Genomic DNA, 25,705 nt, shown 5'->3' on the forward strand with positions numbered 1-25,705 from the left:
AATATGTGTGTGGGTCCGAGCGGGCAGCAGGTAGGCGGCAGCCGGGAGCGCGGACAAATCAACTCGCGTTGATAATCAACGCCCATTCGCCCTGCCATTCAAGACGGAATCAACGCAAAAAGCGCAAGAAACTATGGCGTGACGTTGAGCTCGGGATAGATCAGCGCCGAACACTGCCGGTTCTGGGCATCAAGCAGGGCCTGTTCATCGGCAGAGACCATGCCGGTCTCGATGGCGCTCCAGAGATCATTGGTCTTCACGCCCTCGAGACCGCATTGGCAATAGGTCACGCACATATCCGCCGAGGTGCCGCCGGCTTCGCAGCTCGACTGGCAGGAGCGCAGGAAATCGGGGTCGCGCATGGCAAGTTGCGGCTGGAGAATTTGCGCGGCCGGATAGACGAGGCCGAGCAGGATCGGCTGGTGCAGCAGATAGATCAGCAGGCTCCAGCGGCCGAGAAAGGCCAAGAGACGCGGCAGCCGGCCAGTCGGGGCGATGGCGGCGAGTTTTGTGGCTAGGCTGGATGCGAGGACCAGGCGCATGGCGATGATGCCGATGAGGACGGCACCGAACCAGGGAAAGACCGGAACGAGATCATTGGTCGGCGGCGGGATCTGCCAGAAGCCAAGCCAAGACCATTGCTTTTCGTTGAACAGGGCGTGGGAGAAAAAGAAGGTCGGCAGGATGAAGGCCAGAGCCGCGATGATCAGCAGCCAGAGCGGGGCGCGGACGAAGGCCAGGCCCAAGAGGCTGAAGAGCGCAATGGCGTGCAGCACGCCGAAATAGACGAAGCTGACCGGGAAAGCGAAATACGTCGCCACGGTGATGATCAGCGCGCCAGCGGCAAGAAAAGCCCAGCGGCGCCAGAAGCTGCGCCAGCGAATCCCATTGCCGTGGCCGAGCACCAGACCGACACCGACGAGGAAGAGGAAGGCCGCCAGGATGGTGCGGGCGATGATAACCCAGTTCTGGTCATAACCGACATCGGCGGCGATGAAGCGGAAATAGCTCAGGTCCCAGCAGAAGTGGTAGGCCACCATGGCGATGATGGCGACACCGCGGGCAATATCGACCACGGCAAAGCGGGGGCGCTTGACCACGTCCGTCATGCGGCCACGTTCCGCACCACGGCGAGGAAATCCTCACCATAGCGATCGAGCTTGGCCTGGCCGACGCCGGGAAGGTTCAGCATGTCATGCGGATGCTTTGGCACCGCCATGGCCATGGCGCGCAGGGTGGCGTCGTGGAAGATGACATAGGGCGGCACGCCCTGGGCCTTGGCGAGGCGTGTGCGTTCCTCGCGCAGGGCTTCGAATAGCGGCTTGGCATGCTCGGGAATATTGGCAGTGCGCTCGAGCGAGCGGCGCACTTCCACCGACTTTTTCGGGCGATCCTTGCGCAGCGTCACCGTACGCTCGCGCTTGAAGACGCCATGCGCGGCTTCGCTCAGGGTCAGCGCGCCATGGTTGGCATGATCGACAACGATCAGGCCCATGGCGGTCAACTGTCGGATGACCGATTGCCAGACTTTGCCGTCGAGGTCATTGCCCTGGCCGAAGACTTTCTGGCGCTGGTGCCCGAAGCGGGTGACCTTTTCGGTCTCCTTGCCCATCAGTACGTCGATGACATGGGCAGCGCCGAAGCGCATGCCGGTACGATAGATGGCGGCGAGCGCCTTGATGGCGGCTTCAGTACCATCCCAACTTTCGACGGGCGAACGACAGGTATCGCAATTGCCGCAATTGCCGGCGTGAGCTTCGCCGAAATGGTTGAGGATGGCCTTGCGGCGGCATTCGGCGGTTTCGCAGACGCCGAGCAGGGCATTGAGCTTGCCGTGTTCGACGCGCTTGATCTCGTCGGGCGCCTGGCCCTCGTCGATCATGCGGCGGCGTTGCACCACATCGGCCATGCCATAGCTCATCCAGGCATCGGCCGGCTGGCCATCGCGACCGGCGCGGCCGGTCTCCTGGTAGTAGGCTTCGATCGAGGCCGGCAGGTCCATGTGGGCGACATAGCGCACGTCGGGCTTGTCGATGCCCATGCCGAAGGCGACGGTCGCCACCATGCAGATGTTTTCCTCCTTGAGGAAAGCATCCTGGTTGCGGCTGCGCAGCTCGGGCGAAAGCCCCGCGTGATAGGGCAGCGCGGGAATGCCCTTGGAGGAGAGCCAATCGGCGGTGTCCTCGACCTTGGCGCGGGACAGGCAATAGACAATGCCCGAGCTGCCCTTGTGCGCGGCGAGGAAGCTCAAAAGCTGATCGCGGGCCTTGTCGCGCTCGACGATGGAATAGGAAATATTGGGGCGGTCAAAACTGGTGGTGAAGACCTTCGCCTGTTCGAGGCCCAGACGTTCGATGATGTCTTCGCGGGTGGTCGGATCGGCCGTGGCGGTCAGCGCGATGCGCGGCACGCCGGGGAAGAGTTCAACGAGATGGATCAGCTCGCGATATTCGGGCCGGAAGTCATGGCCCCACTGGCTCACGCAATGGGCTTCATCGATGGCGAAGAGCGCAATGTCGATGCCCGACAACATGTTGGCAAAGTTGGGCGTCGCCACGCGTTCGGGCGCCACATAGAGCAGATCCAGCTCCCCTGCCCGCAGCTTGCGGCGGACTTCAAAACTTTCTTCGGCGCTCAGCGATGAATTGAGCGCGGCAGCCTCTACGCCGGCCTGTTTCAGCGCCTCGACCTGGTCGCGCATCAGGGCGATCAGTGGCGAGATGACAATGCCTACACCCGGGCGGCAGATTGCCGGGATCTGGTAGCACATGGACTTGCCGGCGCCGGTAGGAAAGAGCACCACGGCATCACCGCCGCCGACGACATGTTCCACCACGTCAGCTTGCTGGCCGCGGAAGGCCTGGTGACCGAAGACATCACGCAGCACGGCATGCGGATCGCGTCGAGCCAGCGCGTCGCGCGGCTGGGCCATCGCGCCGCTGGTGAAGAGGTCCCATGCTGATTCAAGCGTGCTCACGGCACTGCTTGAATCATGAGCCGCGGCGAGCCGCAAGCAACGAAACAGCTTGTGAACCGGTCAGACATATCCAAGCGCCGCAAACTGCTGCTGGAAGAACCAGAAACTGACGGCAGTCAGGACCACAACCACTCCGAAGGCCACCCAGCCGGAAGTGGTCAAATTCTTGTGGTCCGGAGTGCGATACTCCCAGCGATCGCCGGCGAAGAGGAAAACGGCGCCGAAGACGAGGCAAAGCGGCACTAATGTGAAGGGGCGCAGATCGTAAGTGATGTCGAGTTCGCCCGAATAGGCGGCGCGTAGCTGCATCGCGATCGTGAACCAGCCCACGACGAGGCCGATGACGATCGCCAGCAGGCCACCCAGCCGGTAGCGCAAGGAATTGGACATGCGTGTTCCTCAAATGGCTAAAAGCAATCAGAGGAACAAAGCCCTGTCTCGAAAAGCCGTCAAGACCTAGTGCGGAGCGTGGTGCTCGGCATTGCGCTTGCGCGTTGCGGCGGCCCTTTTGGCGGAAGCGGAGCGCTCTGCGGCGGTTCGGCTGGCTGCGGCCTTGCCACCTTTTTCGCCACCCTTGTGAGAGGCTGGATGGCCGGTATCCTTGCCGCGACCAGAGCCGGATTTCTTGCCGCCGCCGTCATCCTTGTTGACAGTGGCCCAAGCGCGCGCCTCGGCTTCCTTGTGCGAAACGCCTTTGTTCTCGTAGCCCTCTTCGATGGCTGCAGCCTTGCGCTTCTGCTTGTCGGTATAGGCGGATTTGTCACCCTGGGGCATCTTTTCCTCCTTGGATCAAGGTGCGCTGCAGAACGGAAAACCGTATCCAAACTTTTCTGCAACGCGCGTGTCGGACGAGACCGGCGCGGGCGGGATAAGGGCTCGGCTGCCATTTCGTTGGCCGGGTCGGGAAACCGGAAAAACCGATCCGTTCCCTATGCCGCCACGTCCGGTTGACGCGCGCCAGTCTCTTCAAAGCCAATCGTTGCGGCAGAGGATGGTTCCGTCACAGATCACGCAGTGGTTTGCTCAGAAACGGCGAGCCGCGACGGACAAAGCGCCACGGGGTATCGACACCCTTGGTGATGCCGATACGCGGGCCCGTCGCCACATCGTGGCTTTGATCGGCCGGGAGCAGTTCGAAAGGCGGCGCATCAAGGGTCAGGCCATTCTGCGCGATGGTGACGCCAAGGGCCTGGCACAGTTTGCCGGGGCCGGAGCAGAGCTGTCGATCGCCGAGACCACCGCGCCGATGCTGCATTTCAGGCAGGCCATGCAGCGGCTCGAGCGCGCGGATCAGCACCGCGCTGCCGGGTTCGCAGACAAAGTTGAGGCACCAGTGAATGCCGTAGATCTTGTAGACATAGGCATGGCCGGACGGGCCGAACATGGCCGCATTGCGCGGGGTCGGACCATTGAAGCTGTGCGACGCCGGATCGGCAGTGTCATAGGCCTCCACCTCGACCAGCGGACCGCCGATGCCGTCAACGAGGAGGGTCACGCCGATCAGATCATGGGCGACTTCAGCGGCGGGGCGGGCGAAGAAGGTGGGGTGCATGCCTGTTGATAGCCAATAATCAGTCGCGCAGCATCCCTGCGTAGATGCCGGGCTTGCTGTTCGGGATTTCCATGGCATCGAGGCGCTTCGTGTAGAATGCCACCGGGCCGGGATCGCCGATGACGGCGTAGCCATAGCCGGCCTCGCGCATGCCCTTCAGCGTGGCGATGAGCAATGCCTCGCCAATGCCTTGCCCGCGCTCGGCTTCATCGACACCGGTCGGACCGAAAAAGCCCTTGGCCGTTGTGTCATGGCAGGCAAAGCCGAGCAGCCTGTGGTCGCGCGTGGCAATCCAGGTGGTGACGGGGTTCTGGGCGAGGCCCTTGCTCGCCTCGCTCACCCATGCCGGGTGGAAATGCCGCCCGACCCAGCCGAGGATGATGTGACCCTCCGGCGCAATGGCGCGGCGCACGGTGATGCCGGCTGCGGCAACCCTGGCTTCGGCATGGAAGATGGGTAGGTCGTAGAGACGGACCAAAAGATCGGACATGTGGCCCTCGCTTAAATGTGGTGGCAGCGGACGGTGTGGTTGCAGCCAATAGCGACCGGATCGGGCATCACCTCCCGGCAGATCGGGGTCACCCGCGGGCAGCGCGAGACGAAGGGACAGCCGCGGCTCTGGGCGGTCCAGAGCGGAATATCGATGGCGCGGCGGCTCTGCGCCGGGGTGATCCTGCGCGCCGGGTTGGGTACGGCCTCGATCAGCAATTGCGTATAGGGATGGCTCGGACGCCCGGTGATCTCCTCGCTGGGCCCCTGCTCCACCAGATGGCCGGCATAGAGCACGGCGGTGTCCTCGGCGAAATAGCGGGCGGTGGCGATGTCGTGGGTGATGTAGAGCGCGGCGAGCTGGCGCTGAAGCTTCATGTCTTCGAGCAGGTTGAGAATGCCCAGGCGCACCGAAACGTCGAGCATGGACGTCGGCTCATCGGCCAGCAGAACCATCGGCTGAACCGAGAGGGCCCTGGCAATGGCGACCCGCTGGCGCTGCCCGCCAGAGAGTTCATGCGGACGGCGCTTGAGATAGTCGGCGGCGGGACGCAGGCCGACACGATCGAGGAGAGCCAGCATCTCCTGCTGCACCGCTTTGCCCCTCAGGTCGGGACGATGAAGGCGCAGGGGGCGTTCGAGATGATAGCCTATGGTCTGAGTGGGATTGAGCGAGCCGAAAGGGTCCTGGAAGACCATCTGCACATCGGCTCGATAGCGATCAAGACGCTTGCCCTGCATGGCAGCGACATCCTCGCCCTCAAAGATAATGGTGCCACCGGTTGGCTTGTAGACACGGGCCAGCATGCGGGCGCAGGTGGATTTGCCTGAACCGGATTCCCCGACCAGAGCCAGAGCGCGGCCGCTGGCGAGAGTGAGCGATACGCCCGAGAGCGCGCGCAGCACGGTCTTGCGGCCAAAGGTTGAGCCAAGGACAAAGTCCATGTCGACATTGTTCATTTCGACAATGGCGCGGGTTGAGCCCGCCTGGGCATCCGGCGGTGCTAGTTCAGCAAGTGACATGCCGCCTCGCTTTGCTGTTCGGGATAAAGGCGGAGGCCCGGCGCCGTTTCGGCACAGACCGGCATGGCATGGGGGCAGCGCGGAAAGAAGCGGCAGCCCTGCGGAAGGGCCCTGAGATCGGGCGGCGAGCCGGCTATGCCCTCGAGGCGCCGGCGCGGCCCGGTCAATGGCGGAAAACTGTTGCCCAAGGCGCGCGTATAGGGGTGCTGGGGATTGGTGAGGATGGCAGACGCAGGCGCCACTTCCACCAGCTCGCCGGAATACATCACGCCGATGCGGTCGCAGAATTCGATCATCAGGCCCAGGTCATGGGTGATGAAGAGCACCGAAAAGCCGAGCCGGGACTTGAGCTCGACGATCTGCTCGATGATGTCGCGCTGCACCACGACATCGAGCGCAGTCGTCGGCTCGTCCATGATGATGAGGCGCGGATTGAGCGCCAGGGCGATGGCGATGCAGATGCGCTGGCGCATGCCGCCGGAGAACTGGTGAGGGAAGTCATCAAGGCGCTGAGGGGGGATGCCGACGAGATCGAAGAGTTCCACCGCGCGAGCCCGGGCAGCCCTGTCACCCAATTTGGGGTTATGCGTCTCGATGACGTCCATGATCTGCTCGGCAACGGGGGTGACCGGATTGAGCGCGTTCATGGCGGATTGAAAAACGAAGCTGACCTCGTTCCAGCGATAGGCTTTGAGCCGGGCCTTGTCGAATTGCAGCACTTCCTCCCCCTTGAAGCGGACGGAGCCGCCCGAGACCAGACCCGGCAGGCGGGTGAGGCGTGCCAGAGCGAAGGCGACGGTGGATTTGCCGCAGCCGCTTTCGCCGGCAAGGCCAAAGGCTTCGCCTTCGTGGATGTCGAAGTTGATGCCATTCACCGCTCGGGCAATGGCGTTTTCGCCGACATAGTCGACGGTGAGGTTGCGGACCTCGAGCAGTTTAGAAGACATCGACGGACCTCCCGCGACGCTTGAGGAAGCGCTTGATGCGGCCACCAATGCGGGCCGCGCGCAATTGCGGACTGGTGATCTCGTCGACGCCGAAATTGATCAGCACGAGGGCAGCGCCCGTCAGCATGATGGCGACGGCGGGCGGCCAGATTTCCCACCAGGCACCGACCTGCAGTGCCTGGGCGCGCTGGGCCCAGTAGAGCATGGTGCCCCAGGTGACAGAGCTGGGGCTGCCCAGGCCGATGAATTCGAGCGCTGCCTCGGCGAGGATGCCGTAGATGGTGGCCAGAACGAAGCCGCCGACGACGAATGAACTCATGTTGGGCAGGATTTCGCGCAGGATGATGCGCCATTTGCGCTCGCCCATCAGTTCGGCGGCGAGCACGAATTCACGCGACTTGATGGCCATGGTCTGGGTGCGAATGGTGCGCGCGGTCCAGCCCCAGCCCGTGACTGCCAGCACGAGGCCGATAATGGTGGGACTGGCTTCCTCGACGAATGACGCAAGCACGATGATCAGCGGCATGGCCGGCAGCACCAGCACGACGTTGACGAAGAAGGTCAGCACCTCGTCAATCTTGCCGCCGAAATAGCCGGCGGAAATGCCGACGCCGAGACCGATCAGGGTTGCCGATATGCCGGCGATGAAACCGACCGTGAGGCTCGTGCGCCCGCCTTCGAGCAATTGACTGAAGACGTCCTTGCCCTGTCTTGTCGTGCCCAGGACATGTTCGAAACCGGGCTGGACATGCGGCTTGCCCGCCCGGCGATAGGGATCGTGCGGGGCCAGGATCGGCGCAAGCGCCGACATGACGATGAAGATGGCCAGAATGACGAGACCGGCCACCGCCTTGCGATTGGTGAGAAAGGTCTGCAGCGCTGACGGCAGGCCCCGCAGGTAGGACGGACGGCGCCGGATGCCCAATTCGGCCATCAGCATGTCCTGGCTCGGCGCCAGACCGACGGGTGGGCTGTTGTTAGCGGGGCCCGGCGGGAAGGCAGCGGTATGGGTGATGTCGCTCATGGCTTTCTCCTCAGTGTCCGCCGGCCCGGCGCAGGCGCGGGTCCAGAACCACGTTGCAGACATCGGAAATCAGATTGGCCACCAGCACGCTGCAGGTGAGCAGGGTGAGCTGGGCCTGGATGAAGGTGTAGTCGCGGGACTCGATGGCATTGAGCGTGAATTTGCCGAGGCCGGGATAGTTGAAGACGACCTCGGCAATAAAGGCGCCGCCAAAGACATAGCCAACAGAGAGGGCCAGCGAGGTGATCTGCGGCAGGATGGCGTTGCGGGCCACATAGCGGTTGCGGATGCGCCGGTCCGACAGGCCCTTGGCCCTAGCCAGCACGACGAAATCCTCGTTGAGCAGGTTGATCATGGTGTTGCGCATGCCCAGATGCCAGGAGCCGAAATTCACCAGCACGATGGAGAGCACGGGCAGCACGGCGTGCCAGGCGATATTGCCGGCGCTGGCCAGGTTCCAGCCGGGCGTCAGGTTGATGTCATGGGCGCGGCCGAGCGGAAAGATCGTCCATTGCATGGTGAAGGCATACCAGAGCAGCAGCGCGACCACGGCGGGGGTGAAAGCATTCATCATCACGTTGATGGGTGTGAAGACGCTGTCGAAAAAGCCGCCGCGGTGCCAGGCCGAATAGATGCCCATCAGGATGCCGATGGCGAAGGAGAGGGCGATGGCCACGCCGACAAGGAAAAGCGTCCAGCCAGCGGCGTAGAACAACAGGTCTGCCGTCGGCTCGGGATAATGGACGGTCGAGATGCCGAAATCGAGATGCAACAGGGCCCAGAGATAGTTGAGGTACTGGTCGAGCAGGGAGCCATCAAGCCCATAGGCTTCGCGCAGCACGTCGAGCTGTTCTGGCCGCAACTTGCCACGCAGGGAGGCAAAGATGCGGGTGGTGGGATCACCCGGCATCAAGCGGGGCAAGAGGAAGTTGAGCGTGATCGCGACCATGAAGGCAGCGAAATAAAAGCCCAGCCGGCGCAGCAGGAAGATCATGGCACTCCCCTGTTGGAGGGGTGGCCGGAACGACAGGGAAACGTCCCGGCCACGATGGTCGGGGAGCTTACTGGGTGACCGGGGTCAGGCTCAGCAGCACCTTGACGCGCTCATGCACGCCGGCCGGATTGTTGGGACGGACCCAGGGATTGTCGGCATCAGGCCAGCCGGTGAAGTTGCGAGTGGAGTATTCGTACCAGGCCGGATTGGAATAGAGCGTGATGACCGGCAGGTTTTCGGCAACTTCGACCATGATCTCGGTGATGGCCTTGTGCTGTTCGGCCTCGTCTGCGGTGGCGCTGATGGCCGCGAGATCTTCCTCGATGGCGGGAATCCGCATCTGGTGCATGGACTGCTCGTTGAGCGTGCCTGGCGTCATCGCATTGGGATTGAACATGGAATAATAGGTGTACCAGGGCGTCGAGGACAGGTTGGTCCACAGGATGTAGACGTCGAAATCGCCAGTGGGCATGTTTTCGAACCAGGCCCCTTCCTCGGGCGTCTCCATCTCGGCATTGACGCCGATATCCTGCAGGTTTTCGGTGATCATCTGGACCGTGTTGACCCAGTCGTCCCAACCGGCCGGCACGGAAATGTCGAAGGCGATCGGGGTACCATCGGGATTGTCGCGCCAGCCATCGCCATCGGCATCAATGAAGCCGGCAGCATCGAGCACGGCCATGGCCGCGTCAGGGTCATAGGCCATCAGATATTCATAGGGCTGGAGCGCCGCCTCATCGAACCAGGACTGATAGAACATGCCCTCGCCGATAGGATATTTGGCGGGCGTGGTCAGGCCGAAAGTGGCGATATCGACGAGGCCCTCACGGTCGATGGCCATGGACATGGCCTTGCGGAATTCGAGATTGTTGAACGGCGCCTTGGTGGTGTTGAGCTGCAGATTGGTGCCGGCATCGGGCGGAAGCCAGTATTTGTTGTGCTCGCTCTGGTTGGCATAGGTCAGGTCGGGATCGACAATGCCGTCCGTGGCCCAATCGAGCTCGCCGTTGGTGATGGCAGCGATGACCTGGAGATTGTCCGAAAGCTGCGGATATTCCACGCAATCGACAAGGTTGGTGTCGTTTTCGCGATAGCTTTCGTTGCGACACAGTTTGAAGGAATTGCGCGAAAAGTCGCGTATTTCGGTGAAGGGACCGGTGCCGACCACGGTTGGATTGGCGTAGTTGCGTGGGTCGTCGACATCTTTCCAGATGTGTTCGGGCAGCGGAAAGATCGAACCGATGTTGAGGTGCGCCAGGGAGTCCGGACGCTGCAGGTTGAATCTGACGGTGTGAGCGTCGAGCTTTTCGACACTGGTGATGATGCCGCTCTTGGATGCTTCTTCGTAAAAGTCGAAGCCGACCGGATAATCGCGATGCGCCTTGGCGTAGTCATAGGTGAAGACCACGTCGTCGGCATCGAAAGGCTCGCCGTCGGACCAGACCACACCTTCGCGCAGGTGATAGGTCACGCTCTTCAGATCTTCTGCGATATCGAAGCTGGTGGCGAGGGCCGGAAAGTCTGCCTCGGGATGCCAGACATTGTAGATCCAGAGCGGCTCATAGGCGAAATCCTGCACGTAGGCCTGCGGGCCCGACAGGTTGTAAGGGTTGTAATTCTCGACATGGGCGTCGGTGTGGACCGGGGCCATGCGCATGATGACTTCTTCCTGCGCGAAGGCGGTCGAAGCGGTTCCCAGCAAGGCGAAAGTCGTCAGAATTGTCAGTCTCTTGATCATTGCATTCCCTCTATGAGATCGATCCCAGAAATTGATTTCAGGCGAGGCAACCGGCGCCGTGATGCGGGCGCCGGGACTGGCGGAGAACCGCCCTTGGCTATCCGGTCCGGCGTTCGCGCTGCGCTGGCGGCGCTGCGGTTGCCCGTTCGACCAGATAGGTCGGCACGATGATCTCGTTTTCCGTCACGGCCTGGCTGCCGAGGATGGCAACGAGCATTTCTGCAGCAGACCGGCCGGCGTCGAACACCGGCTGGCGAATGGTGGTGAGGGCTGGCGTCAGGTGCCGGGCGTGAAAATTGTCGTCGAAACCGACGAGCGTGACATCTTCAGGGACGCGCCGGCCGTGGTGCTTGAGGGCCAGCAGGGCACCGGCGGCGATATCGTCGTCGCCCGCCAGGACTGCGGTGATACCGGGGTGGCTGGCCAGCATGTCGGCGATGGCGGCAAAGCCGAACTTCTCCGAATATTGGCCATGGACGATATGGAGATCGGACAGGGACAGTCCATAGACAGGGAGCGCCGCCTCGATGCCGGCGAGGCGGCTGCGCGTGTCGCGATACTCGAGCTGGCCCGACAGGTAGGCAATGTTGCGGTGGCCCAGATCGAGTACGTGCTGCACGGCCAGCGCGGCGCCTCCCGCGTTGTCGATCAATACCGCGCCGCTCGCTATGGCATTCTCGTTGCTGCCGATCACGACAACTGGAATAGAGGCCTGGCGCAGGATTGCGACGACGTCGCCACGAATGGGATGCTCAAGATAGAGCACGAGGCCGTCGCAGGAGCGATCGACCAACTCGATGATGGCGCGCGATTCTTCCTCCTGGCTGGCAAAGCCGGACGAGACCACGAGCGACTTTCCGGCCTTGCGGCAAGCGGCCTGAATGCCGCCAACCATGTCGGCATAGAAGGGCGTGCCGACATCGACGACAACACTACCGATCATGTTGGAGCGGTTAGAGCGCAAGGCCTGGGCGAGTGTATTGGGCCGATAGCCGAGCTCAGTAATGGCCTGCTGGATGGCGCGGCGCTTCGCGTCGGAGACATAGCCGTTGTCGGCTATGACCCGGGAAACCGTCGAGCGGGAGACGCCCGCGCGCTTCGACACATCGTCGATGGTTGCCATCGTGATCGTTGCTCCCGCCCCTATGGGACCGTTCCCATAGAGTGAGATCGATCCCAGAGCTAAGTCAAGAAGACCACTGGTGGATTTTCGCGGAAATTATAGGCAGTCAAACAGGCTGCACCAACGCTGTGCAAATACCGGACATTGCAGGCAGAAATGACCGCCTGGGCTCGGATCAAGAGTGCATTGGCGACCAAGTGGCCTTGAAGTGGTATTGAATCGCGTGGAAGCGATTTGTTCAGTCGACGCGGCCGCGGGCAGCGACGTCGACGGTTTCGACCACGGCGCCGTTGGAGATCAAACTCACTCGGTCGAAGAGATTGCTGACGACGCAGGCGTGGTTGGGGATGATGCGGAGCTTGTCGCCGATGTTCGGCTTCTCGGTACAATGGGTGAGGTCGATCGTGCCATGCTCTTCACTGAGGCCGGTGATGACGGCTTCGGGATACGCCTCGATCAGACCAAATCCTGTCATACCAAGGGTATCGCTGGTCAAAGCCTTCGAGCCGGCATCGATGATGGCGCGGTTTTCGGTGGGGCGGCTGACGACGGTGGCGAGAACGGTCAGGGCGCAATCGTCGAAAGTGCCAACGCCTTTGGCGACCTGGAAGCGGTCCATGTAGATATAGGTGCCGGGACGATGTTCAGTCGCGACAGTGACTTGGTGGGCCTGCCAGAGATCCGGTGTGCCGCCGTTGGAGATGATGGCGGGCGGCAGGCCGGCATCGGTCAGGGCCAGCCTGGCGGCGGCGAGCCAGGCGGCGTTGATTTCTACTTGTCCGGCAGCAGGATAGGTCATCAGGCCACCGAAATTCAGACCCGGTGAATTGGCGATCTTTTCGGCCAGGGCGACGGCATCGGCGGGGCTCTGGACGCCGCAGCGGCCCATGCCGGTGTCGCATTCCACCAGCACTGTCAGGGGTTTACCCTCGACAAAGGTGCGGGACAGGCCCTGGACGGTCTCGGCACTGTCGGCGGTGACGGTGATGTTGATCCGCTCGTTCAGCGCCTTGAGGCGGGCCAGTTTGGCTGACCCTAAGATATTGTAGGGCAAGAAGATTTCATCGATGCCGGCATCGGCAAAGACTTCGGCTTCGCCGAGTTTCTGAACGGTGATGCCCACGGCGCCGAGTTCGATGGCGCGCTGGGCGAAGCGAGGGAGCTTGTGGGTCTTGATATGGGGGCGCAGCTTTAGATTATGTAAAGTAGCATAGTCCTGCGCGCGCCTGAGATTGGCATCGACACGATCAAGATCGATGAGGACGGCTGGCGTATCAAGGTCGGAAAAATCGGTCATTTGCCCCTCAGGACTTCATCGACGAAACGCAGGTTGCCGGCGGTCAGGCCGGCATCGACCGGCAGCACGGTGCCGGTAATGCCCGAGGCGGCGTCTGAGCAGTAAAACACAGCGGCGTGAGCCACTTCCATGGGCGAAACCATGCGGCCGAGCGGGTAATGCGGCAAGACATTGTCGAGCAGCGTCGGGTCGGCCGCGAGACGATGATCCCAGGCCGGGGTGCGGACCGAGCCGGGCGCAATGACATTGGCGCGCACGCCCTCGCCGCCGCGCTCGACGGCAATGGCCTTGGCATAGGCGACAAGGCCTGCCTTGGCGGCGGAGTAGGCCGGATTTCCGAAGTGCGACAAGGCGTTGACTGAGGAGATGAAGACCAGACTCCCCCTGCCCCGCGCCGCCATGGCGGCCACGATTGGGTCGGTCATGGCATAGGCGCCATTGAGATTGATGGCGAGTTCGCTGGCCCAGACTTGGTCGTCGACCTGACCGAGATGTTCGGCCCGGGTAAAGCCAGCATTGGAGACCACGGCGTCGGGCGTGCCATGCTCGGCAAGCCAGGCCTCGACCGCTTGCCGAGTGGCCTTGGGGTCGGCCTGATCGAACAAAATGGCGCCGGAGAGGGCGAGCCCCTCCAGCAGTTTGGGGTCGCGGTCGGCACCGATAACCTGCGCACCCGCCTCAAGAAAAGCTGCGACCAACGAGCGGCCGATGCCACCGCCGGCGCCGGAGATCAGCACCGTCTTGCCATCGAGGCGGAAGGGCGAGGTCATGCCGGATCCTTATAGGCCACGCATTCGATCTCGACCTTGCAGTCAACCATCATATGGCTCTGAACGGCGGCGCGGGCGGGCGGATTTTCGCCGAAATAGCTCTTGTAGACGGCGTTGAAGCTCCAGAAATCACGCGGATCATCGAGCCAGACGCCACAGCGGACGACATGTTCGAGGCCGTAACCGGCCTCTTCGAGGATGGCGATCAGGTTCTTGATGGTCAGATGGGTCTGTTCGACGATGCCGGCGCCGACAATTTCTCCATCCTTCATGGCGACCTGGCCGGAGACGAAGAGAAACCCGCCGGCTTCGACGGCGCGGGCGAAGGGGAGGTTCTGACCACCAGCACCCGACTTTTCGGCACCGTAGCGTTTGATGGGCATTCTTCGTCCTTTCTGAAAGCCAATTTCGTTGCAAGGCAGTCTAGCGCGTGAATTGGCGGATTTTGCAGGTATTTTTGGCTGCTGAATGTAAATTTCTTACGTGATTGCACCCTTGGGCCTGTGCTAGCCTCACACAGGCCAGCAATTCCAGCATGCTGGACGACTTCTTGCAAACCACGGCGAGTTTTCCACCTTGCGCGTCTTCACCGCTGCCTTTGCTACCGAAACCAATACGTTCTCACCCATTGCCGTCGACAAGCGCGCTTTCGAGGCGTCGCTTTACGCAAAGCCGGGCGAGCATCCGGTGACCCCGACTCTGTGCACCGCGCCGATCACCGTCGGCCGCGAGGTCTGTGCGAAGGAGGGCTGGACGCTGATCGAGGGCAGCGCGAGCTGGGCCGATCCGGCGGGTCTGGTGGCGCGGGCGACCTATGAGGAGATGCGCGACGAGATTTTGGACCAGCTGCGGGCGGCGCTGCCGGTCGATGGCGTGGTGCTGGGGCTGCATGGGGCGATGGTGGCGCAGGGTTATGACGATGCCGAGGGCGATATCCTCAGTCAGGTGCGCGATATCGTCGGGCCGGATGTGCTGGTCTGCGCCGAGCTCGATCCGCATAGTCATCTTACGGCGAAGCGCGCGGCGGCGGCGGACTACTTCGTCTATTTCAAGGAATTTCCGCATACCGATTTCGTTGACCGGGCGCGCGACCTGTGGAGCATTGCCGTCCGGGCGCTGCGCAAGGAGGTCAGGCCGGTGATGTCGGTGTTCGACTGCCGGATGATCGATGTGTTCCCGACCTCCAAGCAGCCGATGCGTGGCTTTGTTGATCGGATGTTCGATCTGGAGAAGAGCACGCCGGGGCTGCTGTCGCTGTCGGTGGTGCATGGCTTCATGGCGGGCGATGTGCCGGAGATGGGCACCAAACTCGTGGCCGTGACCGATGGCCACCCCGAGATGGGTGCGGCGCTGGCGGAGCAGCTGGGGCGCGAGCTTTATGCGATGCGTGGCACCTTCATGGTGGCGCAGGTGGATGAAAAGGTGGCCGTGGAGACGGCGATGGCTGCAACGTCCGGGCCGGTGGTGATTGCCGATGTGTGGGACAATCCCGGTGGCGGCACGGCGGGGGATGCGACGGTGATCCTCAGCGAACTGATCGCGCGGGGCGTGACGGATGTGGCGGTGGGAACGGTGTGGGATCCGATCGCGGTGCAGATCTGCATGGCGGCCGGCGAAGGCGCGCAGATCCAGCTGCGGTTCGGTGCCAAATCGGCGATGCATACGGGTAGTCCCATCGACCGGTATGTCACCGTGAAACGATTGGTGCGTGACGCGGAAATGAAGTTCGGCGAGAGCTTAGCGCCGTTTGGCGATGCGGCGTGGATTTCGTTTGACGGGATCGACGTGATCCTCAACTCGACGCGGGCGCAGAGCTTTGACCCGAGCCTGTTTTCGGTGATGGGGATCGAGCCGACATCGCGGAAAATCCTGCTGATCAAATCGACCAATCATTTCTACGACAGCTTTTCCAAGATTGCGTCGGAGATTGTCTATTGCTCGGCGGGGAAGCCGTACCCGAACCGGCCGGCGGAGACGGATTATCGCAAGGCGAGACGGGATATCTGGCCGATGGTGGAGGTGGATTGGGGGTAGGCGAAGGCGAGTCCCTGTTGGGTACCCCCACCTAGCCTCCCCCTGATAGGGGGAGGGACAGATCCAGTTCTTGGCACCATTTCGCCCCACCCACAGCGCGGTCCTTCCCCCTTTTCAGGGGGAGGTTAGGTGGGGGTATTCTTCCTTACTCGACGGCCCAATTTCCGTACATGATCGGCATGGTGCCGACCAAGGCCTTGAAGCGGTCGTAGCTCTTGCGGTCGGGGAGGGTCCAGCCGGCTTCGGCGATGGCGGAGAGGCGGGGGAAGACGAGGCGGTCGAAGATGGCGCGGTCGGTCATGCTTTCGCTCCAGATGCAGGCCTGGATGCCCAGCAAGTGTTCGAGGCCCTTGTCGGAGAAGCCGGCGCGGGCTTCGAATTCGTAGGTTTCCTGGGGGCCGGACCAGCCGGCCCAGCCGGCGCCGGGTTCGGCCCATTGGGCGCCATTGGCCATGTCGAGATAGTAGCGCTGGCCGGGCGAGACGACGATGTCATAGCCGCGCTCGGCGAGGGCCGCGTTGATTTCGACATTGCGCCAGCCGATGACGAAGGCCTTGTCCTTGTCGACGGCATCGCCATGGGCGGCCTCTTCCCAGCCGCCAGTGATGGCGCCCTTGGACGCGATGTAGTCGTGGACGCGACGGATAAAGGCGGCCTGGATCAGGGCGGTGGGTGAGCCTTCGATTTCGTCGGCACCATGGTGGTTGCCGAGCTGGTTGAACTGGGCCTCGTGCTTCTTGCGCATTTCGGGGCCAGAGAGCTTTTCGATCATGTCGAGCGCGAGCGGCGAACCGGACCAGGCGGCGAGCGGGACTTCGTCGGCGCCGAGGTGGAAGATGCCGGCGGGGAAGAGTTCGAGCATTTCGTCGATGACGGTCTCGACGAATTTGTAGACCGGCTCATGCGCCGGGTTCAGCGAATTGTTGGGGAAGCCCTGGACGGATTGGTATTCGCCGGTCTCGTCGGGATCGCGAAGCTCGGGCACGGCCTGGAGTGCGGCGTAGAAGTGGCCGGGCATGTCGATTTCGGGGATGACCGAGACGGCGAGGCTATCGGCCAGGGCGACGATCTGGCGGATGACATTTTTGGAATAGTAGCCGCCCGTGGGCTGCGGGCCGGAGCCGAGCAGCGGCGGCAGCGCCTTGCCGTGGCCGCGCCAGGCACCCACTTCGGTGAGGGCCGGATAGGCGTCGATCTCGACGCGCCAGGCTTCGTCTTCGCTGAGGTGCCAGTGGAACTTGTTGAGCTTGTTCCAGGCGAGAAGCTTGATGAGGCGCGAGACTTCGGCGCCGGAATAGAACTGGCGGGCGACGTCGAGATGGCAGCCGCGATAGGCAAAGCCCGGTTCGTCGGCAATGGTGCCGCCGGTGGGGAAGACGAAGGTCTGCGGGTGGAGTTTGGCGCCGCGCAGCACCTGGCCGAGCGTCACGAGGCCGTAGAAGAGCCCCTGGCGGGTGGTGGCTTCGACGGTGACGGCATTGTCGGCGAAGTGGATCTCATAGGCTTCGGCGCCGAGGCCGGCTTTTTCGCGGATGGTGACGGGCAGGCCCGCTTCGGAAGCGGGACGGACGATTGCTTCGACGGGGAAGAGATCATCGACCAGACCGGCGAAGGCGGCGGCGGCGCGGCCGGCGAGGTCGCCCTGGGGCTTGAGGTCAAGGCCGGGAGGGGCGATGCGGGCGCCGGTGGTGGCGACGGATTTTGGCCAGGGAATGATCGAGACGGGGACCGGCGCCCTGGCGGGCACGGGGAATTTGGCCGTGCCCTTGAGGAGCGGCGAATTGTGGCCCTTGCCCTTCGTTGGTGCCGTCGCGAGGGAGACGAGCGTGCCGTCTTCAAGGACGACATAGCCGGTATTGGCGCCATCGCTCCAGTGGCGCAGGCCATAGGAGAGGCCGCGGGCCACGGAGGTCCAGGTTTCGCCGGGAGCGAGCACGAAGCCGTCAGGCGGGGCGATAAGCGTGTGGTTGGAGAGGCGCTTTAGCAGCTGGCCGTTTTCGAGGGTGGCATGGGGATCGATGCGGGCGGGACCGGAGAAACCGAGCTGGAAATTGGAGACGGCTTCGTCGCCGGTATTGGTCAGTTCGATGCCATAGCCGAGGGGCTCGCCGTCGGCGGCGGGGGTCCAGGTGGTGACGAGGGAGAAGGTTTTGGTCATGGTCAGCTCGCTGCAGGTTTCGTGCCACGCCCTCGTGGTTCGAGGCTCGTGAAGAACTCGCACCTCACCATGAGGGCTACTTATGATGCGGCGCTTCAGCAGCCCTCATGGTGAGGCGGGAGCGCAGCGACCCTCGAACCACGAGGGCGTGGCGTGGTTTTGCCGATCAATCCCCCAGGGGCTGGGTGTCGTCGCCGTCGCGGTTGACGACGAGCTGGTGCTTGATGCGGCGCATGGCGGTGACGGCGGGGCGACCGATGCGGGCGGCGACGGTCTGGGCCAGGATGTCGACCGTGGCGAGGACGGCGTAGCGGCCCGGCGTGGGGCGCAGGATGTCGGTGTTTTCGTGCCAGTTGACCGGCAGGAGAATGTCGGCCTGGGCGGCGACCTGGGTGCCCGAGCGGGTGACGACCACGCGGGTGTGGCCGTATTCGCCAGCCACGGCCAGGGCCTTGGCGAGCTGGGAATTGTTGCCCGAGAGCGAGAAGGCGACAAAGATGGTGCCGACGGGGGCGGCGGCGGCGCGCATCATCTGGATCTGGTGATCATCGCTGGAGGCGACCTTGACGCCGAGGCGGAAGAGGCGCGTTTCGATCTCGCCGGCCATCATGGACGAGGCGCCGCCCGAGCCGAAGGCCAGGACATTGTCGGCCTGGGCAAGGGCTGTGGCGGCTTTCTCCACGGCCTCGAAGTCGAGATGGGCGAAGGCGTCGTAGATGATGGTCTGGATGCCATTGACGACGCCATTGGCGATGTCATGCACGCTGTCGGGGCCGGCTGTAACGGCGAAATAGCGCTGGCCGACAAAGCGCGACTGGGCGAGGCGGACCTTGAAATCGGCGTAGCTGTCGCAACCGAGGCGCCGGCAGAAGCGGGTGACGGTGGGCGGCGAAACCTCGGCCTGGGCGGCCAGGTCGACGATCGACATTTTCAGCACGCTGTCGACATCGGAAAGAACGATCGCGGTCAGGGCGCGCTCGGAGCGGGTGAATGCGCTGGTTTCGGACTGCAAGAGGCCGACGATGTCGGACATGATCGGCTCCTTGTTTGGGCAGGGTGGTTGTTGCGGTTCGTCTGGGCCATTCGGGCCTAGCCCTCATGGCCTTCTCACTTAAAATCGCTCCACCGGAGCGATTTTCCCTTCGGGACGGTTCGAAGTCTCGGGATGGGCCCCGGCTCGAAGGGCCGGGGTGACATCGCGTGTGTGGTCGGTTCTGCGCGGGATGCGCGGTTCAGTACACCGCCTGCCCGGCCTGGTCGAAGAGATGGACCTGGGTGAGGGAGAAGCCGATTTCGGAGGCTTTGGCTTCGGCCACGTCGGGGTCGCCTTCGAAAAGGCCGATGAAGTTTTCGCCGGCGGGCAGATCGGAATAGAGCACGGTGTGGATGCCCAGATGCTCGACGATGCGCGGGGTGACGGAGAGGGTGAAGTCGCCCTTGCCGAGCTTGAGGTGTTCGGGGCGGATGCCGACGGTGACGGACTGGCCGGCGCCGATCTTTGCCGAACGCGGCAGCGCGAGCGTGCCCAGCTTGCCAAGGTCGACAGTGATCGTGGTGCCATTGGCGGATTTGACCGTGCCATTGATGAAGTTCATCTTGGGCGAGCCGATGAAGCCGGCGACAAAGAGATTGTCGGGCTTGTGGTAGAGTTCGAGGGGCGAGCCGACCTGGGCGATGAGGCCGGCGTCGAGCACGACGATCTTGTCGGCCATGGTCATGGCTTCGACCTGGTCATGGGTCACGTAGATCATGGTGGAGCCGAGGCGCTTGTGCAGCTCCATCAGCTCGATGCGCATCTCGGAGCGGAGCGCGGCGTCGAGGTTGGAAAGCGGCTCGTCGAAGAGGAAAATCTTGGGCTGACGCACGATGGCGCGGCCGATGGCGACGCGCTGGCGCTGGCCGCCCGAAAGCTGGCCGGGGCGATGCTGCAGGCGCGGCTCGAGCTGAAGCACTTTTGCCGCAGCATGGACGCGGGTGTTGACCTCGTCGGAGGACAGCTTTTCAACGCGCAGCGGGAAGGCGATGTTCTCAAAGACGGTCATATGCGGATAGAGCGCATAGGACTGGAACACCATGGCGATGCCGCGCTGGACGGGAGGCAGGTCGTTGACGACCTTGCCGCCGATGGTGATCTCGCCTTCGGTGACATCCTCGAGGCCAGCGATCATGCGCAGCAGGGTGGACTTGCCGCAGCCGGAGGGGCCGACAAAGACCACGAACTCACCCTCGGAAACCTCCAGGTCGATACCCTTGATGATGCGGGCTTCGTTGAAGGATTTTTCGAGGCTCTTCAGGCTGAGCTGCGACATGGGTTCTGCTCCAATGGATTAAGGTCTGCCGCCGCCCACAGGAGGGCGACGGCAGGGAGTGGCTTATTTGTACTGCTCGAGTTCGCCGGCAGCCAGGGTGAGGGCATCGGCGGGTTCGGCGGCGCCGGTCACGACGGACTGGACCATTTCGATCATCACGTTCTGCAGGCCGACATAGTCGGTCAGTAGGGGCTCGGGACCACCGAACTCGATGCCGTCGAGGAAGGGCGCCCAATAGGGCTTCTCGGTCAGCAGTTCGGCAGTCTGTGGCTCAAGTGGACGCAGCGGGGTCAGGCCCTGGGCCATTTCGGCATCCCACTGGCGTTCGCCGGCGGTGATGTACTTTGCCAGGCTGATGGCGGCATCCTCGACGCCGGTGCCCTTGAAGACGGCCAGCGAGTCGGTGATCAAGAGGGTTCCGGGACCCTTGGCATCGGGGCCGAGCGGCAGGGGAGCAACGCCCCAGTTCATGCCGGCTTCGGTGGCCAGATTGGCAGCGTTGGGCGAGGCTTCGATCATGGCAACGCCACCATCGAGCCAGATGGCGCGGACTTCGTTCTGCTCATAGGCGGTCGGGCCTTCTTCGGAGAAGGGCACGATATCCTTGACAGCGGTCAGGGCTGCGAGGACCTGCGGGCTGTCGAAGACGATGTTGCCATCGGCATCGATCACCAGACCGTCATTGGTGTAAACCCAGTGGAGGAACTGGTGCATGGTGTTGTCGAAGGTCTTGGCGACAAGGCCATAGCCGGCAGCATCGGTGTTTTCGGTGATCTGCTTGGCAAAGGCGATCTTTTCTTCCCAGGTGGTGGGGGGGACTTCAGGATCGAGGCCAGCGGCTTCGAAGAGGTCCTTGTTCCAGAACAGGGCCTTGGTGGAGAAGGCAACCGGAACGCCCCACTGGGTGCCGTCGAAGGTGACGGTTTCGGGAACGTAGTTGTAATAGCCGGCCTTTTCCTCGTCGGTCATCGGAATGGGAACGATGAGGTCGTTGAGGGCGAACTGCTTGAGGGTACGTGAGCCAACATAGGCGAGGGACACGGGTGTGCCGGCGGCGGCAAGCGTGGTCACCTTGTCCTGGCACTGGCCCCAGCCCACGACTTCGGGAACGACCTTGAAGCCGGGATTTTCGGCTTCCCATTCGGCGAAGTAGTCGGCGTAGCCAGCGGTCAGTTCGTCACCGCAGTTGATGAAGGAAATTTCCTGCACGTCCTGGGCGAACGTCGCGGGGGTCGCGGCAGCCATGGCCGCCAGCGAGACCGCGAGAAGTCCGATCGATTTGTTCACTTTGTAGTCTCCCTTGTTGCACGCCCTGGGGCGCCTTCCCTCTCGTCCGGGTCCCTCCGGGGGCCCGGGCTAGAACTGAATATTCCTACTGCTTGACGGCGCCGGCGGTGAGGCCCGCGACCAGATAACGCTGCAGGAGAATGATGACGACCATGACCGGCAGGATGCCCACAAAGCTTGCGGCCATCAGCTCGTTCCACTGCACCTCCTGCTTGCCGAAGAAGGCGAACAGGCCAATGGGCAGGGGCATGAATTCGGTCTTGGAATTGAAGGTCAGCGCGAAGATGAACTGCTGCGCATAGGCGCCGATGAAGGTCATGATGGCGACCACGACGATGCCCGGCATGGCGAGCGGCAGGATGACCCGGCGCAGGGTATAGAGCCGGCTTGCGCCATCGACCCAGGCGGCCTCGTCGAGCTCGCGCGGGATGCGCATCATATAGGTGCGCAGCAGCCAGATCGAGCTGGGGATGAGGAAGGCCGCGCCGGGGACGATCATGGCCCAATAGGTGTTGAGCAGGCCAAAGCCGCGCATCAGGCGGAACAGTGGGATCAGCAGGACGGCGCCCGAGAACATGTTGACCGCCAGGAACATGCCGAGCAGCAGACCCGAGGCGGGGAACTGGAAGCGCGCAAAGGCATAGGCGGCGGGAACCACGATGACGACGACGATCAGCGTCACCACGGTGGAGATGAAGAAGGAGTTGAAGATATGCAGGCCCAGCGCCGGGACCGAGGTCCACATGGTGACATAGGCATCGAAGGAACCGTTCTTCGGGATGAAGCTATAGGGCGTCGAGAACAGCTGGCTCAGCGGCTTGAGCGAAACGAGGAAGCCTTCGATGAAGGGGGCGAGCACGAAGAAGAGGAAGAGCGCCATGCCAGCATAGATGCCGATGATCTCGTACCAGCGATAGCGGTCGATCATGGGCTTGGTGGAGCGGACGCGCTTTTTGGGGGTGACGACGGCCGGGCTGTCGACGGCGGCAACCTCGGTGGTGCGGGCGACATCGCTCATTTGGCTTCTCCCTGCGAGAGTTTGCGCACGGCGCGGAAGTAGACGATGCAGAACAGCGAGACGAAGATGCAGATGACCACGGCGCGGGCGGCGCCTTCGCCGTATTTGCGGGAGCCCATGGCGGTCTTGTAGGTGTCGATGATCATCGTGGTGGTGGAGCCGGAAGGGCCGCCATTGGTCAGGATGTAGATGATATCGAAGGAATTGAAGGTGGCAATGAGCGAGAGCAGGCTCATGGTCAACAAGGCGGGCACGAGCAGCGGCAGGGTGATGCGGCGGAAGCGGTACATGCGCCCTGCCCCGTCGGTCCAGGCAGCCTCGTAGAGATCCTTGGGGATCGATTGCATGGCGGCCAGCATGTAGATGGTGACCATGGGCACGCCGATCCACACGTCGGTGACGATGGTGGCCCAGAAGGCGGAGTTGCCCTGCGCCAGGATCGGCCACGGCCGGGAAATGAAGCCGAAATTCTGCAGCAGGCCGGAAATCATGCCGAACTGGCCATTGTACATCCAGCCCCACATGAAGATGCCGATGGCCATGGGGACGATCCAGGGCGGCATGGTGAGGATGCGGAAGACGGTCTGACCGGGAATGGCGGAATTGAGCAGTGTGGCGCCGAGCGTGCCGATGATCATCTTTATCGAGACCGAGAAGAAGGTCCAGATGAAGGTGCGGATGATGACTTCGGTGAAATTGCCGGCGGTGAAGATGCGCTGGTAGTTGGCCCAGCCGACGAAATCATAGGTCGGGCGCAGCGCCGCATTGGTGAAGCTGAGGATGATCGTATCCAGCAGCGGATAGGCGACGATCGTCAGGATGTAGATGAGTGCCGGGGCCAGCAGGGCCAGGGCGAAGATTACGGCGCTACGGCTGCTGGTCATCGGGTTCTCCTCAGCTCGCTCGACCCAGGGCAGCGTCGAATTGCTGCCAGATCGGGGTCATGTCGACGACGGAACGCGTCCGCATCGCCTGATCCATGGTCAGTGCCAGAAGACCGGCCTCGAGCGCATCGATGACCGATACGGGCAGAGGCTCGCCTTCGAGCAGGTGCTTGAGAATGTCTTCGGCCATCTGCTCATCAGCACCATAATGCGCGCTGAGGTCGCTGGCCTGATAAATCTTGTCCACCTGCTTCTCGGCGGTGCGGGAGTCGGTGACCTTGAGGTAGTTGCGGACGAAATCGCCTTCGGCCATGCCCTGCGCGCCCATGACGGCAAAGTGACGGAAGTCGTCGGGGACGTTGAGATTGGTGTGAAAGGTCAGCGCTGCGCCGTTTTCGTACTGCACCATGGCGGTCTGGAAATCGATGATGTCGCCGTCGCTGTCAAAGACCTTGTCGGACCCCTGCCAGCCGCTCGGCTTGCGGTGATAGACTTCCATGTCGTTGATGCCCAGGTTCTGCGGGGCATTGGCCGGCACGAAGGTACGGCGGCCGCCAAAGCTGGACACGAACTGCGGGCGACAGCCCATGACGCCATTATAAAGGTCGAGATCGTGGCAGCACTTTTCCAGCATGAAGCTGCCGGAATAGCGCTCGTAGCGGCGCCAGTCGCGCATGAAGAAGGCGCCGTGATAGGGCGGAATGTGCTCGGAGGCCTCGATGGAGGTGATGTCGCCGAGCAGGCCCTCGGCCTGCGCCTGGCGCAGATCGACATAAAGCGGGGCGTAGCGCAGCACGAGGCCAACCATCAGGTTGTCCGAGCCGTATTGGGCGATCAGCTCGGCGATCGCCATGGTGTCTTCCACCGAGGTGACGACCGGCTTTTCGGTGAAGATCTTGAGGCCACGATCAAGACCGATGCGGATATGCTCGAGATGGAAATGATTGGGTGAACCCACCATCAAGAGGTCGAGCTGACCATTGTCGATCAGGGCATCAAGGGAGTCATAGGACTGACCGACGAAGACGCCATGCTGCTGGGTGTAAGGAAGACCGGCCGGCGCAGGATCGACATAGCCGACAATCTCAAAATCCGGCCGCGCCAGCGAGAACACCCGCGCCAGATATCCAAGACGATGGCCAAGGCCAATTATGCCTACCCGCATAGTCACGTTCCCTGTTTATTATTCGGCCAATCTCTACTGGATTGGTACGGAATTCTGTAAACGATTTTCAAGACTAGGGTCGTTCTGAAAGTGATGTCAACACGAATTCGTCACGTGTTCAATACCAATTTAAACCACCCCATGCATTTGCCCATTGAGGCAGCAATTTGCCGATTTTCTGGGCGAATTTGCTGCCAAAATGCCAGTTTGGGGTGTGGACAAGGTCCAGAGAAAGGGGCAGCATGGCCAGATTGGTATTCATCTGGTCTCCAGTGGGCACTTTCACGCCAATACCAGTCCTGAAAATTTGAAACACGAAATGCGGGACCCGTCCCCGCCTGATTGCGAGCGCCTCATGCCCAGCCCCAATCCCTTTCCCAATGATGCCGACCGCAGCGCCATCTGGACCATGCTGGTGGAGCGCGACATCGCCGCCTTCGTCAATGCCGACTGGAGCCTGGTCGACGGCGATTTCATCAAGGAAGGCTTTCTTGGCATCAATGGCAAGAAATCGGGCAATCCGGACGACTGGGGGATCAGCTTTCCGACGCTCGAAGCCTATCGCGACGACTGGATCCGCCAGGCAAAAGAAAGCCAGAAGCTCGACTATGCCGAGGACGTGCTGGAAGGCATCCACCGCGCGACCAAGCTGACCGAGATCGAGATCAACGGCGACATCGCCATAGCGCACAAGAAGTTCGACGGCGAAATCGCGCTCACGGACGGCGGCAAGGATGTGCTGCACTGGCAGACACTGTATTTCTGTCGCAAGGTGGACGGGGTGTGGAAGCTGACGGGGTTTGCGGGGTATTTGCCGTATTTGATGGCGCGGTGAGTGTGGGCGCGATGCCAACCCTCTCCCCTTGAGGGAGAGGGACAGACCTGACGCGTTCAGCGGAAGGTCAGGATGAGGGGT

General features: G+C 62.5%; 25 protein-coding genes. 2 read left to right on the forward strand and 23 right to left on the reverse strand.

What is annotated here, in order from left to right; translation table 11 throughout:
- Positions 1-131 precede the first annotated feature (131 nt).
- The 15 genes from P0Y65_15605 to P0Y65_15675 all read right to left on the reverse strand — a co-directional run bounded on the left by P0Y65_15605 (position 132) and on the right by P0Y65_15675 (position 14,317).
- On the reverse strand, positions 132-1,109 hold the full coding sequence (locus P0Y65_15605; protein WEK03608.1) for a heparan-alpha-glucosaminide N-acetyltransferase: 978 nt from the start codon (positions 1,107-1,109) through the stop codon (positions 132-134).
- Complete coding sequence (recQ, locus tag P0Y65_15610; GenBank protein ID WEK06816.1) at positions 1,106-2,932, reverse strand: DNA helicase RecQ; 1,827 nt, start codon at positions 2,930-2,932, stop codon at positions 1,106-1,108. Before recQ ends, P0Y65_15605 begins: the two co-directional genes overlap by 4 nt.
- A gap of 105 nt (positions 2,933-3,037) precedes the next feature.
- Positions 3,038-3,367, reverse strand: a complete 330-nt coding sequence (locus P0Y65_15615; protein WEK03609.1) for a hypothetical protein — start codon at positions 3,365-3,367, stop codon at positions 3,038-3,040.
- Positions 3,368-3,433: 66 nt separating this feature from the next.
- Positions 3,434-3,751: a plasmid stabilization protein gene (locus tag P0Y65_15620; GenBank protein ID WEK03610.1), complete on the reverse strand. Its 318-nt coding sequence runs from the start codon at positions 3,749-3,751 to the stop codon at positions 3,434-3,436.
- A 226-nt stretch (positions 3,752-3,977) separates the two neighbouring features.
- Positions 3,978-4,529: a DNA-3-methyladenine glycosylase gene (locus P0Y65_15625; GenBank protein ID WEK03611.1), complete on the reverse strand. Its 552-nt coding sequence runs from the start codon at positions 4,527-4,529 to the stop codon at positions 3,978-3,980.
- Between the two features lie 19 nt (positions 4,530-4,548).
- Positions 4,549-5,019: a GNAT family N-acetyltransferase gene (locus tag P0Y65_15630; protein WEK03612.1), complete on the reverse strand. Its 471-nt coding sequence runs from the start codon at positions 5,017-5,019 to the stop codon at positions 4,549-4,551.
- Positions 5,020-5,030: 11 nt separating this feature from the next.
- Entirely contained in the window at positions 5,031-5,963 is a 933-nt protein-coding gene (locus P0Y65_15635; GenBank protein ID WEK06817.1) for an ABC transporter ATP-binding protein, read from the reverse strand.
- 59 nt (positions 5,964-6,022) lie between these two features.
- The gene (locus P0Y65_15640; GenBank protein ID WEK03613.1) at positions 6,023-6,988 is read right to left on the reverse strand and encodes an ABC transporter ATP-binding protein; all 966 of its coding nucleotides are present in this window, start codon (positions 6,986-6,988) and stop codon (positions 6,023-6,025) included.
- Positions 6,978-7,865, reverse strand: coding sequence for an ABC transporter permease (locus P0Y65_15645; GenBank protein WEK06818.1), 888 nt, complete (start codon positions 7,863-7,865; stop codon positions 6,978-6,980). Before P0Y65_15645 ends, P0Y65_15640 begins: the two co-directional genes overlap by 11 nt.
- Positions 7,866-8,022: 157 nt before the next feature.
- Positions 8,023-9,006 carry an ABC transporter permease gene (locus P0Y65_15650; protein WEK03614.1) on the reverse strand — a complete coding sequence of 328 codons (984 nt, stop codon included), beginning with the start codon at positions 9,004-9,006 and terminating at the stop codon, positions 8,023-8,025.
- Between the two features lie 67 nt (positions 9,007-9,073).
- Positions 9,074-10,744, reverse strand: a complete 1,671-nt coding sequence (locus tag P0Y65_15655; GenBank protein WEK03615.1) for an ABC transporter substrate-binding protein — start codon at positions 10,742-10,744, stop codon at positions 9,074-9,076.
- Positions 10,745-10,841: 97 nt separating this feature from the next.
- Complete coding sequence (locus tag P0Y65_15660) at positions 10,842-11,867, reverse strand: LacI family DNA-binding transcriptional regulator (protein WEK03616.1); 1,026 nt, start codon at positions 11,865-11,867, stop codon at positions 10,842-10,844.
- A gap of 238 nt (positions 11,868-12,105) precedes the next feature.
- Entirely contained in the window at positions 12,106-13,164 is a 1,059-nt protein-coding gene (locus tag P0Y65_15665; GenBank protein ID WEK03617.1) for a D-TA family PLP-dependent enzyme, read from the reverse strand.
- Complete coding sequence (locus tag P0Y65_15670) at positions 13,161-13,934, reverse strand: SDR family oxidoreductase (protein WEK03618.1); 774 nt, start codon at positions 13,932-13,934, stop codon at positions 13,161-13,163. The genes P0Y65_15665 and P0Y65_15670 overlap by 4 nt, the downstream gene beginning before the upstream one ends.
- Positions 13,931-14,317: a RidA family protein gene (locus P0Y65_15675; protein WEK03619.1), complete on the reverse strand. Its 387-nt coding sequence runs from the start codon at positions 14,315-14,317 to the stop codon at positions 13,931-13,933. Before P0Y65_15675 ends, P0Y65_15670 begins: the two co-directional genes overlap by 4 nt.
- A gap of 193 nt (positions 14,318-14,510) precedes the next feature.
- Here P0Y65_15675 and P0Y65_15680 point away from each other — a divergent pair, with 193 nt between their 5' ends.
- The gene (locus P0Y65_15680; GenBank protein ID WEK03620.1) at positions 14,511-15,968 is read left to right on the forward strand and encodes a M81 family metallopeptidase; all 1,458 of its coding nucleotides are present in this window, start codon (positions 14,511-14,513) and stop codon (positions 15,966-15,968) included.
- 145 nt (positions 15,969-16,113) lie between these two features.
- On the opposite strand, the gene P0Y65_15685 is transcribed toward P0Y65_15680, so the two are convergent.
- The 8 genes from P0Y65_15685 to P0Y65_15720 form a co-directional block, all read right to left on the reverse strand.
- Positions 16,114-18,126, reverse strand: a complete 2,013-nt coding sequence (locus P0Y65_15685) for a beta-N-acetylhexosaminidase (protein ID WEK03621.1) — start codon at positions 18,124-18,126, stop codon at positions 16,114-16,116.
- A 166-nt stretch (positions 18,127-18,292) separates the two neighbouring features.
- Complete coding sequence (locus tag P0Y65_15690) at positions 18,293-19,159, reverse strand: MurR/RpiR family transcriptional regulator (protein ID WEK03622.1); 867 nt, start codon at positions 19,157-19,159, stop codon at positions 18,293-18,295.
- Positions 19,160-19,358: 199 nt separating this feature from the next.
- The gene (ugpC, locus tag P0Y65_15695) at positions 19,359-20,435 is read right to left on the reverse strand and encodes a sn-glycerol-3-phosphate ABC transporter ATP-binding protein UgpC (GenBank protein WEK03623.1); all 1,077 of its coding nucleotides are present in this window, start codon (positions 20,433-20,435) and stop codon (positions 19,359-19,361) included.
- 63 nt (positions 20,436-20,498) lie between these two features.
- Entirely contained in the window at positions 20,499-21,680 is a 1,182-nt protein-coding gene (locus P0Y65_15700) for an extracellular solute-binding protein (GenBank protein ID WEK06819.1), read from the reverse strand.
- A 127-nt stretch (positions 21,681-21,807) separates the two neighbouring features.
- The gene (locus P0Y65_15705; GenBank protein ID WEK06820.1) at positions 21,808-22,650 is read right to left on the reverse strand and encodes a carbohydrate ABC transporter permease; all 843 of its coding nucleotides are present in this window, start codon (positions 22,648-22,650) and stop codon (positions 21,808-21,810) included.
- Positions 22,651-22,736: 86 nt separating this feature from the next.
- Positions 22,737-23,624: a sugar ABC transporter permease gene (locus P0Y65_15710; GenBank protein WEK03624.1), complete on the reverse strand. Its 888-nt coding sequence runs from the start codon at positions 23,622-23,624 to the stop codon at positions 22,737-22,739.
- 10 nt (positions 23,625-23,634) lie between these two features.
- A complete protein-coding gene (locus P0Y65_15715; protein WEK03625.1) occupies positions 23,635-24,789 on the reverse strand; it encodes a Gfo/Idh/MocA family oxidoreductase in 1,155 nt (384 codons plus the stop codon).
- 118 nt (positions 24,790-24,907) lie between these two features.
- Positions 24,908-25,051, reverse strand: coding sequence for a hypothetical protein (locus tag P0Y65_15720; GenBank protein WEK03626.1), 144 nt, complete (start codon positions 25,049-25,051; stop codon positions 24,908-24,910).
- 93 nt (positions 25,052-25,144) lie between these two features.
- Here P0Y65_15720 and P0Y65_15725 point away from each other — a divergent pair, with 93 nt between their 5' ends.
- Complete coding sequence (locus tag P0Y65_15725; GenBank protein ID WEK03627.1) at positions 25,145-25,624, forward strand: hypothetical protein; 480 nt, start codon at positions 25,145-25,147, stop codon at positions 25,622-25,624.
- Positions 25,625-25,705 lie beyond the last annotated feature (81 nt).

Source organism: Candidatus Devosia phytovorans, assembly GCA_029202405.1.
In the GTDB taxonomy this organism is placed as follows: domain Bacteria; phylum Pseudomonadota; class Alphaproteobacteria; order Rhizobiales; family Devosiaceae; genus Devosia; species Devosia phytovorans.

What these genes read in the sequence shown, in the direction of transcription:
- P0Y65_15675 (WEK03619.1), bottom strand. Translation starts at nt 14,317, where the DNA reads ATGCCCATCAAACGCTACGGTGCCGAAAAGTCGGGTGCTGGTGGTCAG.
- P0Y65_15660 (WEK03616.1), bottom strand. Translation starts at nt 11,867, where the DNA reads ATGGCAACCATCGACGATGTGTCGAAGCGCGCGGGCGTCTCCCGCTCG.
- P0Y65_15630 (WEK03612.1), bottom strand. Translation starts at nt 5,019, where the DNA reads ATGTCCGATCTTTTGGTCCGTCTCTACGACCTACCCATCTTCCATGCC.
- P0Y65_15650 (WEK03614.1), bottom strand. Translation starts at nt 9,006, where the DNA reads ATGATCTTCCTGCTGCGCCGGCTGGGCTTTTATTTCGCTGCCTTCATG.
- P0Y65_15690 (WEK03622.1), bottom strand. Translation starts at nt 19,159, where the DNA reads ATGTCCGACATCGTCGGCCTCTTGCAGTCCGAAACCAGCGCATTCACC.
- P0Y65_15655 (WEK03615.1), bottom strand. Translation starts at nt 10,744, where the DNA reads ATGATCAAGAGACTGACAATTCTGACGACTTTCGCCTTGCTGGGAACC.
- recQ (WEK06816.1), bottom strand. Translation starts at nt 2,932, where the DNA reads ATGGCCCAGCCGCGCGACGCGCTGGCTCGACGCGATCCGCATGCCGTG.
- P0Y65_15710 (WEK03624.1), bottom strand. Translation starts at nt 23,624, where the DNA reads ATGACCAGCAGCCGTAGCGCCGTAATCTTCGCCCTGGCCCTGCTGGCC.
- P0Y65_15670 (WEK03618.1), bottom strand. Translation starts at nt 13,934, where the DNA reads ATGACCTCGCCCTTCCGCCTCGATGGCAAGACGGTGCTGATCTCCGGC.
- P0Y65_15685 (WEK03621.1), bottom strand. Translation starts at nt 18,126, where the DNA reads ATGACCAAAACCTTCTCCCTCGTCACCACCTGGACCCCCGCCGCCGAC.
- P0Y65_15665 (WEK03617.1), bottom strand. Translation starts at nt 13,164, where the DNA reads ATGACCGATTTTTCCGACCTTGATACGCCAGCCGTCCTCATCGATCTT.
- P0Y65_15725 (WEK03627.1), top strand. Translation starts at nt 25,145, where the DNA reads ATGCCCAGCCCCAATCCCTTTCCCAATGATGCCGACCGCAGCGCCATC.
- P0Y65_15700 (WEK06819.1), bottom strand. Translation starts at nt 21,680, where the DNA reads ATGGCTGCCGCGACCCCCGCGACGTTCGCCCAGGACGTGCAGGAAATT.
- P0Y65_15715 (WEK03625.1), bottom strand. Translation starts at nt 24,789, where the DNA reads ATGCGGGTAGGCATAATTGGCCTTGGCCATCGTCTTGGATATCTGGCG.
- P0Y65_15635 (WEK06817.1), bottom strand. Translation starts at nt 5,963, where the DNA reads ATGGACTTTGTCCTTGGCTCAACCTTTGGCCGCAAGACCGTGCTGCGC.
- P0Y65_15605 (WEK03608.1), bottom strand. Translation starts at nt 1,109, where the DNA reads ATGACGGACGTGGTCAAGCGCCCCCGCTTTGCCGTGGTCGATATTGCC.
- P0Y65_15640 (WEK03613.1), bottom strand. Translation starts at nt 6,988, where the DNA reads ATGTCTTCTAAACTGCTCGAGGTCCGCAACCTCACCGTCGACTATGTC.
- P0Y65_15720 (WEK03626.1), bottom strand. Translation starts at nt 25,051, where the DNA reads ATGAATACCAATCTGGCCATGCTGCCCCTTTCTCTGGACCTTGTCCAC.
- P0Y65_15625 (WEK03611.1), bottom strand. Translation starts at nt 4,529, where the DNA reads ATGCACCCCACCTTCTTCGCCCGCCCCGCCGCTGAAGTCGCCCATGAT.
- P0Y65_15615 (WEK03609.1), bottom strand. Translation starts at nt 3,367, where the DNA reads ATGTCCAATTCCTTGCGCTACCGGCTGGGTGGCCTGCTGGCGATCGTC.
- ugpC (WEK03623.1), bottom strand. Translation starts at nt 20,435, where the DNA reads ATGTCGCAGCTCAGCCTGAAGAGCCTCGAAAAATCCTTCAACGAAGCC.
- P0Y65_15620 (WEK03610.1), bottom strand. Translation starts at nt 3,751, where the DNA reads ATGCCCCAGGGTGACAAATCCGCCTATACCGACAAGCAGAAGCGCAAG.
- P0Y65_15705 (WEK06820.1), bottom strand. Translation starts at nt 22,650, where the DNA reads ATGATCGACCGCTATCGCTGGTACGAGATCATCGGCATCTATGCTGGC.